General features: G+C 46.4%; 15 protein-coding genes and 2 pseudogenes. 10 read left to right on the top strand and 7 right to left on the bottom strand.

The window, feature by feature from the left end:
• The first annotated feature begins 192 nt into the window (after window positions 1-192).
• The 3 genes and pseudogenes from ACLUWI_RS02325 to ACLUWI_RS02315 all read left to right on the top strand — a co-directional run bounded on the left by ACLUWI_RS02325 (window position 193) and on the right by ACLUWI_RS02315 (window position 2,278).
• On the top strand, window positions 193-648 hold the full coding sequence (locus ACLUWI_RS02325) for a MerR family transcriptional regulator (RefSeq protein WP_412145987.1): 456 nt from the start codon (window positions 193-195) through the stop codon (window positions 646-648).
• A 6-nt stretch (window positions 649-654) separates the two neighbouring features.
• Window positions 655-1,524, top strand: a complete 870-nt coding sequence (locus ACLUWI_RS02320) for an aldo/keto reductase (protein ID WP_412145986.1) — start codon at window positions 655-657, stop codon at window positions 1,522-1,524.
• A pseudogene (locus tag ACLUWI_RS02315) lies at window positions 1,524-2,278 on the top strand (carboxymuconolactone decarboxylase family protein). Before ACLUWI_RS02320 ends, ACLUWI_RS02315 begins: the two are co-directional and overlap by 1 nt.
• Window positions 2,279-3,272: 994 nt before the next feature.
• Here ACLUWI_RS02315 and ACLUWI_RS02310 read toward each other — a convergent pair.
• Entirely contained in the window at window positions 3,273-3,620 is a 348-nt protein-coding gene (locus ACLUWI_RS02310; RefSeq protein ID WP_272217321.1) for a carboxymuconolactone decarboxylase family protein, read from the bottom strand.
• A gap of 167 nt (window positions 3,621-3,787) precedes the next feature.
• Window positions 3,788-4,327, bottom strand: a complete 540-nt coding sequence (locus ACLUWI_RS02305; RefSeq protein ID WP_412145992.1) for a DNA-3-methyladenine glycosylase I — start codon at window positions 4,325-4,327, stop codon at window positions 3,788-3,790.
• Window positions 4,328-4,760: 433 nt separating this feature from the next.
• Here ACLUWI_RS02305 and ACLUWI_RS02300 point away from each other — a divergent pair, with 433 nt between their 5' ends.
• Both ACLUWI_RS02300 and nadC read left to right on the top strand, forming a co-directional pair.
• The gene (locus tag ACLUWI_RS02300) at window positions 4,761-5,954 is read left to right on the top strand and encodes an MFS transporter (RefSeq protein WP_412145985.1); all 1,194 of its coding nucleotides are present in this window, start codon (window positions 4,761-4,763) and stop codon (window positions 5,952-5,954) included.
• The gene (gene nadC, locus ACLUWI_RS02295; RefSeq protein ID WP_412145984.1) at window positions 5,944-6,783 is read left to right on the top strand and encodes a carboxylating nicotinate-nucleotide diphosphorylase; all 840 of its coding nucleotides are present in this window, start codon (window positions 5,944-5,946) and stop codon (window positions 6,781-6,783) included. Before ACLUWI_RS02300 ends, nadC begins: the two co-directional genes overlap by 11 nt.
• Window positions 6,784-7,017: 234 nt before the next feature.
• Here nadC and ACLUWI_RS02290 read toward each other — a convergent pair whose 3' ends face one another.
• Window positions 7,018-7,731 (bottom strand): DUF554 domain-containing protein, encoded by a 714-nt coding sequence (locus ACLUWI_RS02290; RefSeq protein ID WP_272215018.1) that lies wholly within the window; start codon window positions 7,729-7,731, stop codon window positions 7,018-7,020.
• 94 nt (window positions 7,732-7,825) lie between these two features.
• On the bottom strand, window positions 7,826-8,731 hold the full coding sequence (locus ACLUWI_RS02285; RefSeq protein ID WP_412145983.1) for a LysR family transcriptional regulator: 906 nt from the start codon (window positions 8,729-8,731) through the stop codon (window positions 7,826-7,828).
• 163 nt (window positions 8,732-8,894) lie between these two features.
• On the opposite strand from ACLUWI_RS02285, the gene ACLUWI_RS02280 reads away from it, so the two are divergent.
• Both ACLUWI_RS02280 and ACLUWI_RS02275 read left to right on the top strand, forming a co-directional pair.
• The gene (locus ACLUWI_RS02280; RefSeq protein ID WP_412145982.1) at window positions 8,895-9,941 is read left to right on the top strand and encodes a threonine aldolase family protein; all 1,047 of its coding nucleotides are present in this window, start codon (window positions 8,895-8,897) and stop codon (window positions 9,939-9,941) included.
• A 17-nt stretch (window positions 9,942-9,958) separates the two neighbouring features.
• A complete protein-coding gene (locus ACLUWI_RS02275) occupies window positions 9,959-10,480 on the top strand; it encodes a YbaK/EbsC family protein (protein ID WP_412145981.1) in 522 nt (173 codons plus the stop codon).
• Window positions 10,481-10,542: 62 nt separating this feature from the next.
• Here the strand turns inward: ACLUWI_RS02275 and ACLUWI_RS02270 are convergent, their stop codons facing one another.
• Both ACLUWI_RS02270 and ACLUWI_RS02265 read right to left on the bottom strand, forming a co-directional pair.
• Window positions 10,543-11,229: a YjjG family noncanonical pyrimidine nucleotidase gene (locus tag ACLUWI_RS02270; RefSeq protein WP_412145980.1), complete on the bottom strand. Its 687-nt coding sequence runs from the start codon at window positions 11,227-11,229 to the stop codon at window positions 10,543-10,545.
• A 315-nt stretch (window positions 11,230-11,544) separates the two neighbouring features.
• Window positions 11,545-12,291, bottom strand: coding sequence for an SDR family NAD(P)-dependent oxidoreductase (locus tag ACLUWI_RS02265; RefSeq protein WP_412145979.1), 747 nt, complete (start codon window positions 12,289-12,291; stop codon window positions 11,545-11,547).
• Window positions 12,292-12,461: 170 nt separating this feature from the next.
• On the opposite strand from ACLUWI_RS02265, the gene ACLUWI_RS02260 reads away from it, so the two are divergent.
• Window positions 12,462-12,935, top strand: a complete 474-nt coding sequence (locus tag ACLUWI_RS02260) for a nucleoside 2-deoxyribosyltransferase (RefSeq protein WP_412145978.1) — start codon at window positions 12,462-12,464, stop codon at window positions 12,933-12,935.
• 77 nt (window positions 12,936-13,012) lie between these two features.
• Here the strand turns inward: ACLUWI_RS02260 and ACLUWI_RS02255 are convergent, their stop codons facing one another.
• Window positions 13,013-14,668: a malolactic enzyme gene (locus ACLUWI_RS02255; protein WP_412145977.1), complete on the bottom strand. Its 1,656-nt coding sequence runs from the start codon at window positions 14,666-14,668 to the stop codon at window positions 13,013-13,015.
• Between the two features lie 150 nt (window positions 14,669-14,818).
• On the opposite strand from ACLUWI_RS02255, the gene ACLUWI_RS02250 reads away from it, so the two are divergent.
• Entirely contained in the window at window positions 14,819-15,718 is a 900-nt protein-coding gene (locus ACLUWI_RS02250) for a LysR family transcriptional regulator (protein WP_412145976.1), read from the top strand.
• A gap of 22 nt (window positions 15,719-15,740) precedes the next feature.
• Window positions 15,741-17,106 (top strand): annotated as a pseudogene (locus tag ACLUWI_RS02245) (amidase family protein).
• The last annotated feature ends 15 nt before the right edge of the window (window positions 17,107-17,121 follow it).

Genomic DNA, 17,121 nt, shown 5'->3' with positions numbered 1-17,121 from the left:
ATTATTAATGAGTTGCTTAACATCAATTCAACAGTCTCAGCCTGGTAATTTCCGGCTGGGACTTTTTTGTGTCGTCCACCTACCGCGCCTTTACAAAAAACTGCAGGAAATATCACTTAAATAATTGACTTAAAGTTAACTTTAAGGTTTAGCATAAAGACATCAGCTGATGAAATGAAAGGAGGATGGGAAATGTCATACACCATCTCTCAGGTTGCTCAGATGATGGGCGTTACCCCTTCCACGCTTCGCTACTACGATAAGGAAGGCTTGCTGCCCAATGTTAAGCGCGTCAATGGCATCCGTATTTTTGAAGATACCGATTTCCCCTGGCTGCGCATTCTAAACTGCCTAAAGGGTACCGGAATGCCGATTCGCCAGATCAAAAAATACGTTGACTTGTGCGCGGACGGCGATGCAACGCTGGAACAACGCTATGCCATTATTAAACAGCAGCGTCAGCACGTCATTGATCAGATTGAGCAGCTCAACTTCTATCTCAAGGAACTCGACTATAAAGACTGGTACTACCAAGAAGCAATCAAGGCCGGTACCGAAAAAGCCGTCTATCATCCCGACAGTATCTCTAATTTAACCTTGGATCAGATTCCAGGAATGAACTTTACAAGCAAAAACACCAAGGAGTGATCTCAAGTGACGATTCTTAATGAAGATTATCAACTAAACAACGGTATCAAAATTCCCAAGCTTGCTTTAGGCACCTGGCTATTAGATGACGCAACGGCTGAAAAAGCAGTTACCGCGGCTCTGCAGCTGGGCTATCGCCATGTTGATAGTGCTGAAGCCTACGCAAATGAAAAAGGCGTTGGCCGCGGTATTCAGCGATCCGGCAAGGCCCGTGATGAGATCTTTGTAACCACCAAGCTGGCCGCGGAGCTCAAAAACTACGAAGCGGCCGCTCAGGCAATCGATGAGTCGCTACAGAAACTGGGACTGGATTACATTGACTTGATGATCATTCACAGTCCGCAGCCATGGAAAGAAGTCAACCAATCCGCCGACCGACATGAAGCCGGCAACCTGGCCGCCTACCAAGCCTTGGAGGACGCCTATCATGCCGGCAAGCTACGCGCGATTGGCGTTTCCAACTTCAACCAGCACGATCTGCAAAATATTCTGGATCACGCAGCAGTTCGCCCAGCCGTCAATCAGATCCTGGCGCATGTCACGAATACGCCGTTTGAACTGATTAACTTTTGTCAGCAGAACGATATTTTGGTCGAGGCTTATTCACCAGTTGCGCATGGCGCCGTTTTAGCCAATCCATTTTTAAATGAGCTGGCTGACAAATATGGCGTTTCAGTAGCTCAGCTGTGCATCCGCTATGATCTGCAGCTTGGTCTCTTGCCACTGCCTAAAACGGCCAACCCTGATCATATGAAGCAGAATGCTGATGTCGACTTTGTTATTGAGGCTGATGATCTGGAAACGATGAAGCAGCTGGAACACATCAAAGATTATGGGAAAGACAGCTTTTTCCCGGTTTATGGAGGTAAGATCTAATGAAACAAACTGCAGGACACGATGCACTGGGCGAATTTGCCCCCGAATTTGCTCATTTAAACGATGATGTGCTCTTTGGTGAGGTCTGGTCACGTAAAGACAAACTGTCGCTAAAGCTGCGCAGTATTGCCACGATCAGCGCACTGATTGGCAAAGGAATTACAGACAGCTCACTGCATTACCACCTGGCAACAGCTCGTAAAAATGGCGTTACCAAACAAGAAATGGCCGAACTGCTGACTCACCTGGCCTTCTATGCCGGCTGGCCCAATGCCTGGACCGCCTTCAACCAAGCCAAAGAAGTCTATGCCGAGGACTTAAAGGATCCTGCCAATGCTCACGGCGGGATGTTTGGGATTGGTCAGCCAAACGATGCCCAAACGATGCCTACGCTCAATACTTTATCGGCCAGTCGTATCTTAACGTCTTGTCAAAACCAAGCGATCCTTTGACAATCAGCAACGTTACTTTTGAACCGGGCTGCCGCAACAACTGGCACATTCATCGCGCAGCCAGTGGCGGTGGCCAGGTCTTGATCTGCGTTGATGGCGAAGGCTGGTATCAAGAAGCAGGCAAGCCGGCGCAAAGTCTAAAGCCTGGCGATGTCGTTGAGATTCCAGCCAACGTCAAGCACTGGCACGGCGCTAAGCAAAACAGCTGGTTCAGTCATCTGGCATTTGGCATTCCAGGTACCAAAACTACTAACGAATGGCTGGAACCAGTTGATGATGAAATATACGGAAAACTTGACTGATTGTTGGCAAGTTACCTTAGCATGATCTTAATTATGTTTAGTCGATCCAACTCGTGATTTTACACATGGGATGGATCGACTTTATTGCTCTTTGCGAAACGTGATCTAAGGTTGGCAGCGTAATTGTTTGCATACCTTGATTAGTTTTAAAACCCGGCCGTCTGACAATGGCAAAAAAACATCATCAGCGTTGATTATGCAAAAAATCATGTATAATAACATATGATAAAAATCTCATTACCTACTTTTTCGAAAAAGCCATTGTATAGTAGGTAAAAATGAATGTATATTGAGTTAGGCATTCCTAACTTCACCTGCTATTACCTACTATTTGATAAAAATCACGCAATAGTAGGTAATTCACAAAGTTGGTCCAACCCAATCAGCCCCCAAATATGCAACTTTACCTACTATTCGGCAAAATGCTTCCCAAAGTAGGTAAATTCCGGAAAATCGAATATGCAGTTACCTACTATTAACCAAAAATCAAGCAATAGTAGGTAATTGCTCGACCAGCTGCCGCTCAGAACCAATTTTTCCTCACAAGGTCTTAAATATGATTAGGTTAACGTTTTGACCCCGTGGCAAACATGGTCAGATTCGAGTCTACCTTTCACCATCATCATTGCCGAACGCGCTGGCAGAATTGCTGGATATTTGCTGGTTTGCGTTATCTAAATTAAGTTTAGACAGGATGCTGGCTAAAAAAACGACACCTGGTCTGATTTATCAAACTGATTTCTGTCACGCAAAGCAAATTAAACGTCCAAACGGTTAAAGACCTTGCCTCCAGATAATACGAATTAAAAGAGGCTGGGAAAAAAGTCTCAAAACTTAAAAATCGCTAAAAACCACGTTACTGAAAACGTTGATTTCTAGCGATTTTTCATATTACTATTTTCTAAAATTTATCTGAAAATATAGTTTCTTCCCAACCTCTTTATTTATCTAAAGTATCGATTAGGCTTTGCGTTTTATCGTTCTTGACGATAGTTTATTTTTGCGCTTGAACAAACTGATCATAACAGTCCAGTGCCTTGCCACCATAAACCGTTGCTGGACCGCCACCCATCATGACAGCAACCCCAATCGTTTCAACCAGTTCATCTCTGGTAACGCCGGCTTTCAGGCACGCCTTGGCATGTTGAACGATGCATCCCTCGCAGCGCATGGCAATCGCGATCGCAATCGCTTCGAGCTCTTTGGTCTTCAAATCAAGCGCGCCATTCTTGACGGCAGCATCATGCATAGCGTTAAAGCCTTTGCCTGTCTCACCCAGTGCACCAAACAGATTGCGATTATTGGCTCGTGCTTCATTCAGTTTTTCTTGATAATCCGTCATTAGAATCACCTCATTACGGTTATTTATTTTTAGCATAGCACGCTGACTCAGGGATGCAAATAAACTGCCCACCACGATTGTAAACGTTGTCAAAAGCATCAGCTATCATGGCTGCTGTAAATTTATGGTGATGCTGCGTTCAGCAGGTTTAGTCATGACGGCAGTGATCACCCTAGCCAGCAGGAATGCTCATGACTGTTGATCACGCCAACCGCTTGCAGATATGCATAAATTGTAGTCGTACCTACGAACTTCATCCCGCGCTTTTTGAGATCTTTGGCAATGTCATCAGAAAGCTTGGACGTGGTTGCGCCAATTTCTTGAATCGTCTTCCCATCCGTCCAATGCCACAGATATTTCGAAAACGTTCCCCACTCCTGTTGGATAGCTATAAAGACCTGAGCATTGCTAACCGCCGCGCGAATTTTTAAACGGTGACGAATGATCCTCGGATTTTTCAATAGCCGTTGACAGTCCTCATCATTAAAGTTAGCAACCTTGGCAACATCAAATTCAGCAAATGCCTGTTTGAAAGCTTCCCGTTTATTTAAGACCGTCTCCCATGACAAGCCAGCTTGAAACGATTCCAGCAGTAGCATTTCAAATAACCCGTGATCATCATGAACTGGCCTGCCCCATTCACAATCGTGGTATTTCACATAAAGCGGATTTTGCAGGTTGACCCACGAACAGCGCGGAAGATCCATTTTTAAATTATTGTTTGGCATCGACTTCTCCTTAACTTTTAAATCTTAAACGTAAAAACAGCGTATCAAAAATCATTTGGCAGGTCAAAACAGGCTGCACCTTAAAAGTCAGTCGAACGGCTCATTTTCATAAATTCTGCTGCCTTTTAATCGTTTGACGAGATTATGTGGTCGCTGTTTATTTTTGGGATGCTGATTTTGTAGTCAATTTGCATCCCCTGGATAAGCGGTTTCGAAAATATCTAATTCTAAATTATTTTAGGTAGATTTTACTTTTACAAAACAGGATCAGATCGGGATCGGCAACGGTTGCATAATCGTTAACTGATTTAGTAAATCCCAAATTAAAGCTTGCATTTATATAACAAAGGACTACACTTAACCACAATAAAAGTAACTAATACTTTTTTAAACTGGTTAAGGGAGAAGCAAAATGGATCAAGGAATTAAAGTTAAGAAGACGGCATTTGCCACGTTTTTAATTATCGCAACGGCATGGATGTTTGACGCGTTGGACGTAGGTCTGCTGTCATTTATCATGCCGATCGTTCGCAAAGCTTGGGGGCTGGCCAATTCACAGACTGGATTGATCAGTTCGGTCAGCACTATTGGGATGATCTGCGGCGGCTTTTATTTTGGTCACCTGGCTGATCGAATTGGCCGCAAAAACACGCTGATCATTACCCTACTGATGTTTTCACTGGGGAATGTGGTCTTAGCGGCCGCGGTTGGCTTTAAAAGCTTTTTGGTAATTCGTTTCTTTGTTGGAATGGGACTCGGTGGCGAACTGCCAGTAGCTGCTACTTACATTTCTGACTTGTACCAGGGCAACAAGCGCTCACAAATGCTGATTATGGCTGACAGCTTTTGGGCAATTGGCTGGTTGATTGCCTCATTTCTGTCATTTTTGTTCAGCACGCAAATTGGCTGGCGGGGTCTGCTTTTAGTTACCGCGCTGACTGGATTCTTTGCTATTATGATGCGTCGTAATATTCAAGAAATCAGTCATGTTCAAACAAAACGAGTTGGTTTGGGCCAAGCCTTAAAGAAATCTTTTCACGGCAAGACCATTCTGCTCTGGATTGCTTGGTTGATGGTTATGTTTAGCTATTATGGAATGTTTATGTGGCTGCCAAGCATTATGCTGGCCCGGGGCAACAGCGTGATTGAAAGTTTCGGCTATACAACGATCATTGTGGTGGCCCAGTTACCAGGATACTATCTGGCGGCTTGGCTGGCTGGTAAAATTAAAACTAAGTACGTCTTCGCAATCTACATGTTGGGGACGGCACTAGGCGCGATCATGTTTGGCAACGTTTCGAGCAGCGCTTTGACGGTTATTGCCGGCTGCATCCTATCGTTCTTCAACCTTGGTGCTTACGGTGCCATCATCGCTTTGACGCCAACCCTGTATGAGACTGATGTTCGTGGTACGATGACAGGAATGGCGCAAGGAATGGGCCGGATTGGTGCCGTCGTTGGTCCGCTGCTGGTTGGGATTTGGATCGATCAGCATGTCAGCATCAATATGATCTTTTTGATTTTCATGATTTCTTTGATTATTGGTTCAGTGGCCGTCTTGGCATTGCCGGAACCGAGAAAGAACGAGGACGCTCATGCTGAATGATTTTCTTCTAAAACAAAAACTGACCGCTTTTTTAAAAGAAGATCTGGAATTTGGGGATGCCAGTCTTACTCCCCTACCAGATCATGTCATTGAAGGAACGTTTATTGCCAAAGCTGATGGTATTGTCTGCGGCCTACAGGTTATCAGTGCCGTCTATGACCTTTTAGGTGGTGCTGAAGTTGAGTTGTTGGTCAGCGATGGTGAAAAAGTCGCTAAAAAGACCGAGCTGGCACGAGTTAAAGGATCAGCTGCCGTTTTGCTAAGCGGTGAACGGGTTATTTTGAATCTGCTGCAGCACATGAGCGGGATTGCCACTAAAACTGCTCAAGCCGTCGAGCTGCTGGCTGATCCAACCATCAAAATCGTGGATACGCGCAAGACGATGCCTGGGCTAAGAATGTTTGAAAAAACAGCTGTCCGTGCTGGTGGCGGTTTTAATCATCGCATGGGACTGACGCACGGGATTATGTTAAAAGACAATCATCTGGCATTGGCGGGCAGCGTTGGCAAGGCAATCGATCTAGCCAAGCAGAGCGTGGGACCTATGACGCGCGTGGAAGTTGAAGTTGAAACACTCAGTGAATTACAGGAAGCTATCAAACACCATGCCGATGTGATTATGTTTGATAATCAAAAGCCAGCAACCATCAAGCAATGGCAAAAACTGGTGCCGTCTGGAATTCTTACTGAAGCTTCAGGCGGCATTGATCTAGCAAATATTGCCCAATACCAGGGTTGCGGCGTTGACTTTATCTCGCTGGGGACGTTGACCAATGCCGTTGAACCACTGGATATCAGTTTTTTGGTCAATGGCGCCATTAAAAGCTGAGGTAACGATTAAATAAAAAAACAGTGCTGATTAACCGATAAGCAGGTGATTTCAGCACTATTTTTATTATTGAACAATTTATTGGCTATCCGGATTTTCTCAATACGGCAAAACTATTTCGTGAGGCTGCACAGCCGGATCGTGATTGGCAATACATTCAATAAAACAACTGATCAGACATGCTCAACAGTCAAAAAAACCGACTGATGAGCAGCTCATCAAGCCGGTCTAAAGTTAAAATATCACCCAAACGGCACCAACGATCAGCGCTGGCAAGAGATTGGCCACGCGGATCTTGTTGCCCCAAAACAGGTTGACTCCGACACAGAAAATCAGAATCGAGCCAACATATGAGATGTTATTCATAACTGCAGTCGTCATCACGGGCTTGAGCAATTCGCTAAACAACGTGACGGTCCCTTGCAAAATCCCGACTGGAATCGCTGCAAATCCGCAACCCTTGCCCAGCGAGGCGGCCATGATCAAGACGATGACAAAATCAAGAATTGCCTTAGCGAACAGGATTGAGTGGTCGCCAAAAATGCCGTCTTCAATCGCGCCTACGATTGCCATCGCGCCAATGCAGACAGTTAAAGAAGCTGTTACAAAGGCTTCGATGAATTCTTGATCGTTGGCGTTGCCGGTCTTTTGCTTGAGCCAGTTGCCAAATTCGGTAAACCGATCCTCAATACGCAGCCACTCACCGATCAGACCACCGATTGCCAGGCTGCCGATCATCATCATGGTTCCTTGCGTTGAAAAAGAGCCATTCTTAAACTGCAGCATCTGTGCCATAGTGCCGCCCAGCCCTAAAAACAAAACGGCAATCGCCGCCGATTTCATCAGCATATCCTGAAAGCGTGGCGAGATTCTTTCTCCTGCTACACAGCCAATGATTCCCGCAAGTGCAATGGCAATTACGTTGACGATGGTTCCTAATCCTGGCATTTTATTCCTCCACATACAAAACCGCCATTCAGCATCCAATGGCGGTTTTTAATTTTAATTTAATAAACTATTGATATTCTAACAAAACCGCTATTCAGTTTCCAGCGGTTTTTGAATCAGCCACTGTCAGTTCTGACATCATCTCCTGCACGCAATCAATAAAGCGCTGGGCAGACGGTGAGCATTCCTTAAAGCTTGGCGCAGCCAGACCAAGTGACACATAATGAGCCGGTCGTAATGGCACTTCTGCAACTGCACCTTGCCACTTTTGCGAAATCAGCCGTTGATTGACGCTCACGCCTAGTCCCGCTTCAACCATATTATAAGTGGTAAAGCCATCACGCGTCGTGTAGCGCTCATTGAGTTGGAGCTTTTCAGCCACAATCAAGCGATCCTGATCGGTATCCTCATTGGGCAATGTATGAATGAATTTTTCCTGACTAAGCATTGCAACCGGATAGCTTGTCTGATTTGCCATTGGATGATCCTTGGGCAGCCAGACTACCATCTCATCTTGATAAAGTGGCATCCAGTCACAGGAAGTCTTCGGATCTGGGGCCGCACAAAAGCAAAGATCGACCGCCTTTTCGTTTAGCCAGCGGGCAATTTCTTGATTACCGCCCTCCAGCATCTTGACTTTGATTTTTGGAAAACGTTCTTCAAACTGTTTTAAGATGGCTGGCATCCAGATTGCCGAAACACTGAAGTAGCTGCCAATCGTCAATGTCCCCTGCACAACGCCACGGATCGAGGCACTCAATTCATTGGCCTGTTTTTGTGCCTGCACGATACTACGCAGTTTTGGCAGCATGATCTTGCCATTTTCAGTGAGTTTAACGCCTCTTTTTTGACGTATGAACAGTGCAAAACCCAATTCATTTTCCAAACTGTTGATCATGCGCGTAATCCCCGATTGAGTGTATCCGAGCGCGCTGGCCGCCGCGGTCAAACTGCCTCTTTCGGCGGCCATGATTGCTGCTTCACACTTAATTGCTTCCATGATGAATATAGACCTCTCTTTTGATCAATGATTGATAGTAGTCGTTTTTCACTTCATTTAATATGACAATTTGCAATATTTAACATACTAAATAGTCGTTTGTGTCATAGATAATTTTAGCGTAAGATATCCATAAATCAAATTCCAAGTGAGGTAATATTCAATGACTGAAAAAATTTCATTTGCTTCTGATTATATGGAAGGTGCCCATCCCAACATTTTGAAACGGTTGGTTGATACCAATTGGCAAAAGATGCCCGGCTATAGTTTCGATGAAATCTCCTTATCAGCTAAAGAACGGATTCGCAAAGCTTGTGAGGCACCCAATACTGAAGTCGAGTTCTTGATCGGCGGCACGCAGACCAATGCCGTGATGATCGATGCATTGCTGGCTTCTTATCAAGGCGTGATTGCCGCCGATACGGGACATATCAGCGTGCATGAGGCTGGTGCCATTGAATTTGGTGGCCACAAGGTATTGACGGTTCCTGCCAAAGAAGGCAAGATTGCTGCTGATCAGATTGTGGCCTATGCAGCTGACTATCATAACGATGCCAACCACGATCACATGGTTATGCCAGGGATGGTTTACCTGTCGCAGCCAACCGAATTCGGAACGCTGTATTCCAAAGCTGAACTGCAAGCCATTCATGATGTCTGTCGTCAATATGACATGAAGCTTTATGTCGATGGCGCGCGCCTTTCCTACGCCCTGGCTTGTCCAGAAAACGATGTAACCATGGCTGATCTGGCTAAGCTGTGTGATGCCTTCTACATTGGCGGTACCAAATGCGGAGCTTTGATTGGCGAAGCCGTTGTGATACCGGATGCCAAGCTGATTCCGCATCTGTTTACCATTATCAAGCAGCATGGTGCATTACTGGCCAAGGGACGACTCTTGGGAATTCAATTCGATGAGCTGTTTAAAGACGATCTGTACGTCAAGATTGCCAAAGAAGCTATCGACTATGCCAACCAGATTCGTCAATGCCTGAAAGAAAATGGCTATCAGCTTTACTACTCATCGCCAACCAATCAGACGTTTTTTGTCATTGAAAATCAAAAGATGCAGGAGCTGGCCCAGCATGCCGAGTTCAGCTTCTGGGAAAAATATGATGAAAACCATACCATCGTCCGTTTTGCCACCAGCTGGGCCTCAAAAAAAGCCGATGTCGATCAGTTGTGTGAATTGATTGCCAAGTTAGCTTAAAGAAAGAGAGAATTTTTATGCTTGAATTTGTTTCTGTTGCAAGTCATCCCGAATATGTGGCACCAAAAATGCTTTCATTTTTAAAGTCCCATGAGCTGACCGATAAAATCCAGGTTGCCCAAATCGATCCCCAGTATGCTGATGGTGAAAAACTCAGTGAGGCTTACGGCGTCGACATTAATCAGGAGTTAAACTGTCTGGCCTTTGCTGGCAAGCGTGATGGTCAGATTAGATATGCAGCCGTCGTGGTTCCTTATGGCAAGCGGGTTAATTCTGGAGCAGTTCTCAAGCACGCCATGGATGCCACCAAGCCATCATTTGCCAATTTGGACGATGTTATTGCCATGACCTGTATGGAATTTGGCAGCATTACTCCCGTTGGATTGCCCGATGATTGGCAGGTCTTGATTGACAGCAGCGTTAAGGAACTGGATGAGGTCATCATTGGTGGCGGCCGCGTTGATGCCAAGTTCAAGACCAAGCCTCAGATTTTGGCACAACTACCGCATGCCAAGTTTGTCGACCAGCTGGCAAAATAACTCTTCAACCTAAAGTACCTAAAAAAGGCGCGTCTGAAACGGCGAGCCTTTTTTGATTGAGATTATTTAAGAATCAGCTGAACAGCTTGCTTTAAGTCGTGTGCAATCTTGATTTGATGATCGAATTTAGCTGAAGGGACCTGATCGTTTGGGGTTATCCAGATACAATCCAGGCCAGCATTTTGCGCTCCTCTAACGTCAGATTGCCAGCTATCGCCAACCATGACGGTATTTTTGCAAGTCAACACTGGGCAAGTAGCCATAATCTGCTCAAAAAATCGTGGATCTGGTTTGGCGACCCCCAGCTCTTCTGAGATAAACACCGCATCAAAATAATTCAAGAGACCGGCACCGCTTAAACGTTGTTGTTGCATACCAGTCTCACCGTTGCTGGCAGCATAGATATGAACACCGTTATTAGATAGCTGCTGCAAGATATCATGAGCGTCTGGCATCGTATGATAGTTGGCAGCCTCCATTTTGGCATACCATTGCTGCAGCGCCAGGCCGTCAACCTGCTTGTTAAACTGAGCAAACAAATCATTAAATCGTTGATCGAACAATGGCTGGCGATCAGCGCCCTGTTCAATCTGCTGCCAAACATGCTGATTGATCTGCTTGAAAGCTGCCAGTCCTCGTTCGATGTCTTGTACGCCTTGTGACTGCAGAATCTTGGTAATACCGGCCTGCTGACCAGCTTGAAAATCAAGCAGAGTGTCGTCCAGATCAAAAAGCACATTTTGATACATTTATTCATCCCCCAATCAGATTAGCGATTAAAACTGCTGATTATGCTGAGCAAGCCTACGGATATGGGTTAGGGCACCCTTGGTTAGGATTTTTTCAGCAACTTCGATCGTTTGATTGCTATCTATTTTATCAGAATTAAAGCAGCTCAAAAAGAAGATGGCTGCTCAACAGTCCGCGCAAAAGCAGGCTCTGATGGCACAAGCTTCGTCAAATCAATAAAATTAAAAGATCATGGGCCGAACTGGTTCATGATCTTTTTACGTCTAAATACCTCAGGCGAATAATGATAATCAACCGCCTAGGCTCAGCCTTGATCAAGCCTGTTTTGGCTGACCGGTACCAATCTCAAAACCAGCCGTCACGGGGATGTTTTCGCCAGTGATCGCACTGGAGGCATCGGTTGACATAAAGTAGACTGCCGCCGCAACCTCGCTTGGTTCCACGATACGCTGCAACGGACTGTTTTGACTGAAACGCTCCTTCATTGTTTGAGGAAACATAGCCGTGTTGGTTGGACCAGGTGAAACACTGTTGACCCGAATTCCCAGTGGCCCATAATCCATCGCCATGGCCCGCGTCATGTTGATAATCGCCCCTTTGGTAGCATTATAGGCCGTCATAGCGTAATCACCGGCCATCCCTGAAACTGAGGCAATGTTAACGATCGTCCCAGCATGGCTGGCAATCATATCAGGCAAGAACGCCTTACTGATCAAAAAGGTACCGCGCACGTTGACCGCGAAGACCCGTTCCCAATCATCCAGACTTGTTTCATGCAACCGGCCCTTAACCACGATTCCGGCATCGTTAACCAATGCATCGATCGTGCCAAAGCGTTCAACAGTGAAGTCATGCAGTGCGGCAACGCTTTTTTCATCGCTGACATCGACTTGGCAAAAATCAATTGCGGCTCCAAATTCAGCTGCCAGCTCCGTTTTTACCGCTGTCCCCTTATCGGCATTGCGCGCAGCCATCATTACCTGCCATCCATTTTGCAAGAAAAGTTTAGTGGCAGCCAGACCAATACCAGCCGTACCGCCAGTTATTAAAACTGTTTTCATCATTCAGCCTCCTGTTCGTGCATATTTTTGATGCATCGATTTCCTATAAATATTATAACGCGTTTTGTGGAACAAGTTGAAAACTGATGCCAATCCTTATTCCGCAAATTATGGTAAAATAGATTCCTTGACTCAAGCAAAACGAGTCGATTTTGATTAAGGGAGAGATAATGATGAGCAAAACCATCTACTTCTGTGCCGGCTGGTTTACTGATAAGCAAAACAAAGCCTATCAAACAGCCATGACAGCAATCAAGCAAAACCCAACCATTGACGTCGAAAACAGCTATGTTCCTCTGCAGCATCAGTACAAGAACATTCGCGTCGATGAGCACCCAGAATACCTGCATGATAAGGAATGGGCTACGGCTACCTTTAAGGGCGACTGTTTAGGCGTCACTACCACCGACGCTACGCTGGCTGTTTATATTCCAGATGAAGAAGACGTTGGTATGGGAACTGAGATTGCTTGGGCTAAGGCGCACGGCAAGTACGTGCTGCTGGTAATTCCCGATGAAGAATGGGGCAAGCCGATCAACCTGATGTCATGGGGATTTGCTGACAACGCCATCAAAATGAGTGAGCTGGCCAGCTTTAATTTTAATCAGCCTTCGTTTAACTTTTATGAAGGAGCCGTCTACTAAAATTAATCAGAAACGGCAACAGCGTCAGAATCGGCTTAGTAAGCTCGAATCTGACGCTGTTTTTACTTTGAGTCATTTTATTTACGATAGTTTGCCAGCAGCTGGTCAAATGGCTGGTACTCTGGCTGCCAGTGCATTGCCGCGACTGCTTGTTCCGCGCTGAGATCAGTCTGTGCCAAGCCCTGGTCAATTGCCGACTGGGCCACGGCAAGCGCAACTTTCTTGGAAAATTCAGTCAGCTGACTAACTGGCGGCAAAACTGGTGCCCCAGGAACCTTGACGTCAACCAGACCACCAAGCGCATGAGCAGCTGCGGCCAGCATCTCATCATTGATAACCCGTGCATTAACGGCCAAAGCACCAAATCCTACGCCGGGATAGATCAAAGCATTGTTGGCCTGGCCGATCTGGTAGTCGATGCCTTGGTATGCGACCGTAGCACTAGGAATTCCCGTTGCTACCAGAGCCTTGCCATTGGTCCATTTGATCAGTTCCTCTGGCATAGCTTCGATCTTTTCGGTTGGATTGGAGATTGGGAAAATGATTGGGCGGGCAGCATGCTTGGCCATCTCTTTAACGGCAGCTTCGGTAAAAGCATTATGAACCGTTGACGTGCCAATCATTACCGTTGGCTGAACCGCTTTGATGATCGCAGTCAAATCCGTAAGCCTGCCCGCGTCGGCAAACTCATCCCGTGAGCGGACAAACGCTTGCTGCTTAGGCGTAAGTCCTGGCGTATCATCAAAAAGCAGTCCTTGCCGATCCACCAGATAGAAATGCCGCTTAGCCTCCTTCGGGCTCAGTCCCTGCTTAATGAGCTCGTTGTACAGCATCTTAACGATTCCCATTCCGGCTGTGCCAGCACCAAACGTCAAGAAACGCTGCTCAGTGATTTTTTGACCAGAGATCTTAAGCGCCCCTAAAACACCTGCCAGCGCGATGATACCAGTGCCTTGAATGTCATCGTTAAACGTCAGAATCCGATCCTGATACTTGTCCAGAATCCGAGCAGCCGTGCCGCGACCAAAGTCCTCAAAATGCAGCAGACTGTGAGGAAACAGCTTTTCAACCGCCTTTACAAAACGATCGATGTATGTAAAGTACGGATCACCCGTCAACCGCTTATGGCGTGTTCCCAAGTACTCATCATCGGCCAGCAGCTGCTGATTATCTGTTCCCGCGTCAATTACGACCGGCAGTACCTGCTGTGGATCAATGCCGGCTGCTGCCGTATAGACCATGAGCTTGCCAACCGCGATGTCCACACCGTTAACGCCCCAGTCGCCGATTCCTAAAATACCTTCAGCGTCGGTAACGACAATCAACCGAATATCGCGCTGATCAGCTGCATTCTGTAGGCGTTGTTCAATCGTATCGGGATCGTCAATCGTCAGGTAAGCGGCATCTTGCGGCTGCATGAACCGTTCATTGTAGCGTTCGATTGCTTCGGCAATTACTGGATCATAGACGATCGGCATAAATTCATCAATGTGCCGAACCATCAGATTGAAAAACAGCGTCCGGTTATGATTAAAGATCTCCATTAAGAAATGACGCTTTTCAATCAGCGATCCCTTGCTTTGATACAGTGCATACATTTCGGCGGCCTGCTCATCAATTGTTTTGACACGGGGCGGCAAGAGGCCAATCAAGCCATATTTACGCCGCTCAGTTTCAGTAAAAGCCGTACCGCGATTTAAAAACGGATCATTTAGGATTTGAAATCCGCGCATTAGACTTCATCTTCTTTCAACAAAATTCATCTTTTATCTCTCATCTCGCAACCGATTATAAAAACCGACCAATCACATAGTCAAATATACCCAAATCTATAAATTTTTTTGATATGATAAATAAAAATCCAATTATGGCGGTGATTCAGGTTGAATATTAAAGAATTATATTATTATCATGATTTGGTTAGAACCAAAAATTTTTCCCAGGTCGCAGCAGATTTCAATATCAGTCAGCCAACCGTCACCATGGCCATCAAACGACTTGAAGAAAGCTTTGGAACGACTTTTTTCATGCGTGATCGCTCGCATCATCAATTGAAGGTTACCAGTACCGGCCTTCAGTTTGACCAACACGTGCAACGCGTGATTGAAGAGCTTGAGATTGCTCAAAAGGAACTAACCCGTGCCAAACAGGAACGCATCAGCTTTGGTCTGCCGCCAATCATCGGTAGCTGGTACTTTCCTCGCTTCACCCCGGCATTGCTGCAGGCGGGCCTGCTTAATCAGCTGGAAGTCGTTGATCATGGTTCGGCCTCAATGCTGCGACTGCTGGCAAAAGGCGAGCTTGATCTGGCATTGCTAGGATCGCTGCAGCCATTTCAACAGCCGAGTCTGCGAGCCCGTGTGATTGATAAGGCACCAATCAGAATTATCGTAGCTAAGGATCACCCTTTGGCAGCTTTTAAAGATGGCATATCATTTGTTCAAGCCGCGCAATATCCGTTTATCACGCTTGATGATGAATATGTCCATGCCCAGGCTTTCCGTCAGGCTGCGCGTTTGGCTCACGTACGTCCCAAAATCGTTTTTAAAACCAGCGACGTGCAGATTTTAAAAGCGTTGGTCGCGAACAATTCTGGGATCTCTTTTCTGACGGATCTGGCACTGGATACCAATGATGGCTTGGTGGCCTTGCCCTTGACGGATGGTAGTCAGCCTGAGTTTGTCATTTCACTGGCGGCTCGTGCCAATCGCCTGTTGACGCCCAACGCGCAAAGGCTATGGTCAATTCTGGAGACGCCGCTTAGTAAAGGGCCAATATATTAACAAACTGAAAGGAGTGGTTTTAATGAATCTACTGACGTTGCCGGCCTACCGCTTAGCAGAAATGATTCGCCAACACCAGCTTACCAGTCGCGAACTGGTTGAAATGGCACTAGCTAGGATTCAAGCAGAAAATCCCACCCTGAATGCCGTTATTCACTTAAGAACAGAGGCAGCCTTAAAAGAAGCCGACCAGCTAGTTGATCATGGTCAGGCGTTTTTAGGCGTTCCCTTGCTGCTAAAAGGACTTGGCCAACGAATGAAGGGCGAACCCGACACTAATGGCAGCTTGCTGTTTCGCCATCAGCTGGCTAATGAAACCGACAATTTTGTCAAGGCGCTCCAAAATGCCGGCTTCATCATTATTGGTGAGACAAACTTTCCTGAATTTGGCTATAAGAACATTACTGATGCCAAACTTTTTGGTCCAGCTCGCAATCCTTGGAATCCGCAGTTCACGACCGGTGGCTCATCAGGCGGTGCCGGCGCGGCCGTGGCAGCTGGCTGGGTACCAGTCGCCGCGGGCAATGATGGTGGCGGCTCAATCAGAATTCCGGCTAGCTGGTGTGGCGTCATTGGTTTAAAACCAACGCGCGGCCGCATGCCGGTCGGTCCTGGAAATTGGCGGTCATGGCAAGGAGCGTCGATCAATTTTGCGTTGACGCGTTCGGTTAAAGATACCGCGCTTTTGCTGGATGCCCTTCAAATCGTTCAGCCCGCAGCCGTCTTCCAAACACCGCTGCTTGATTCTGGCGTCTGTAAGTCATTAAACGATCGTCCACACCTAAGGATCGGCTGGACCACCACCTCGCCAGTGAAAACCCCAGTTGCTGAAGATGCAATTCAAGCTGTTCATGAGGCAGTGACCTTTCTCCAAGATCTTGGCTATGACTGTCAGCCCTATGAAGATCCGATTGATGGCCGCCAACTCATTGATAGTTATTATTTGATGAATGAAGGCGAAACTGCAGCCATGTTTGCTGATATTGAACAATCAATCAAACGCCCAGTCAACCAAAGTGAGATTGAATTGGTCACTTGGGCACTTTGGCAAGCCGGCAAAAACGTCACCGCGGCCGAATATATCAATGCACTGAACATCTGGGATCAAGCCAGTGTTCTCCACGCTAAGCTGCACGAAAAATTTGACGTGTTCTTGACCCCGACAACGGCAGCTGATATATGATCAGTGGCTGGATTCGCTCAGCCGCACGCCATTTACACAGGCTGCCAACCTGACTGGCGAACCCGCTATCTCGTTACCCACTCATCTTACCAAAAACGGTCTGCCACAAGGAATTCAATTAACTGCTAATAAAGGTCGCGAAGATATTCTGCTGCAGCTGGCTAAATTATTTGAAGACTACGGGATGCTCAAACTGCGCGACTAATTTATTTATATAAAA

The organism is Limosilactobacillus mucosae, from assembly GCF_046939755.1.
Classification (GTDB): Bacteria; Bacillota; Bacilli; order Lactobacillales; family Lactobacillaceae; genus Limosilactobacillus; species Limosilactobacillus mucosae_A.
Note: the sequence above shows the minus strand (reverse complement) of the source record. Positions and strands in the feature narration are given on the sequence as shown.

Bases quoted from the DNA above. Each gene is read 5' to 3' on its own strand.
- ACLUWI_RS02325 (WP_412145987.1), top strand. From the start codon at position 193: ATGTCATACACCATCTCTCAGGTTGCTCAGATGATGGGCGTTACCCCT.
- ACLUWI_RS02270 (WP_412145980.1), bottom strand. From the start codon at position 11,229: ATGTATCAAAATGTGCTTTTTGATCTGGACGACACTCTGCTTGATTTT.
- ACLUWI_RS02260 (WP_412145978.1), top strand. From the start codon at position 12,462: ATGATGAGCAAAACCATCTACTTCTGTGCCGGCTGGTTTACTGATAAG.
- ACLUWI_RS02265 (WP_412145979.1), bottom strand. From the start codon at position 12,291: ATGAAAACAGTTTTAATAACTGGCGGTACGGCTGGTATTGGTCTGGCT.
- nadC (WP_412145984.1), top strand. From the start codon at position 5,944: ATGCTGAATGATTTTCTTCTAAAACAAAAACTGACCGCTTTTTTAAAA.
- ACLUWI_RS02300 (WP_412145985.1), top strand. From the start codon at position 4,761: ATGGATCAAGGAATTAAAGTTAAGAAGACGGCATTTGCCACGTTTTTA.
- ACLUWI_RS02310 (WP_272217321.1), bottom strand. From the start codon at position 3,620: ATGACGGATTATCAAGAAAAACTGAATGAAGCACGAGCCAATAATCGC.
- ACLUWI_RS02290 (WP_272215018.1), bottom strand. From the start codon at position 7,731: ATGCCAGGATTAGGAACCATCGTCAACGTAATTGCCATTGCACTTGCG.
- ACLUWI_RS02275 (WP_412145981.1), top strand. From the start codon at position 9,959: ATGCTTGAATTTGTTTCTGTTGCAAGTCATCCCGAATATGTGGCACCA.
- ACLUWI_RS02280 (WP_412145982.1), top strand. From the start codon at position 8,895: ATGACTGAAAAAATTTCATTTGCTTCTGATTATATGGAAGGTGCCCAT.
- ACLUWI_RS02305 (WP_412145992.1), bottom strand. From the start codon at position 4,327: ATGGATCTTCCGCGCTGTTCGTGGGTCAACCTGCAAAATCCGCTTTAT.
- ACLUWI_RS02285 (WP_412145983.1), bottom strand. From the start codon at position 8,731: ATGGAAGCAATTAAGTGTGAAGCAGCAATCATGGCCGCCGAAAGAGGC.
- ACLUWI_RS02255 (WP_412145977.1), bottom strand. From the start codon at position 14,668: ATGCGCGGATTTCAAATCCTAAATGATCCGTTTTTAAATCGCGGTACG.